A 345-nucleotide genomic window follows, 5' to 3' on the forward strand; every position below is an offset into this window, starting at 1 on the left:
GGTATAACAGGTCCAACAGGTCATCAAGGTGTAAGGGGAGCGCAAGGTGCCCAAGGTGTAGTTGGAGCAGTTGGAGTACAAGGAGCACAAGGTCCTCAAGGTAACCAAGGTATAACAGGTCCAACGGGTGCAGAAGGTTCTCAAGGAATACAAGGTCCGCTGGGAGTAACTGGTCCAACGGGTGCAGAAGGTCCTAAAGGTATTCAAGGTATTCAAGGTGTGATAGGTCCAACAGGTGCACAAGGAATGGTGGGAATACAAGGGATAGCTGGTCCAGTTGGTGTTACAGGAGCGGAAGGAGCTCAAGGAGTACAAGGAATCCGAGGAGCAACCGGCCCAGCTGGA

Annotated in this window: 1 pseudogene; it reads left to right on the forward strand. The window is 52.2% G+C overall.

The annotated features are described in order from the left end of the window. Window positions 1-345 (forward strand): annotated as a pseudogene (locus tag MR107_RS30560) (collagen-like protein); the annotation flags it as partial.

The organism is Bacillus cereus group sp. BfR-BA-01441 (assembly GCF_022663075.1).
In the GTDB taxonomy this organism is placed as follows: Bacteria; Bacillota; Bacilli; order Bacillales; family Bacillaceae_G; genus Bacillus_A; species Bacillus_A cereus.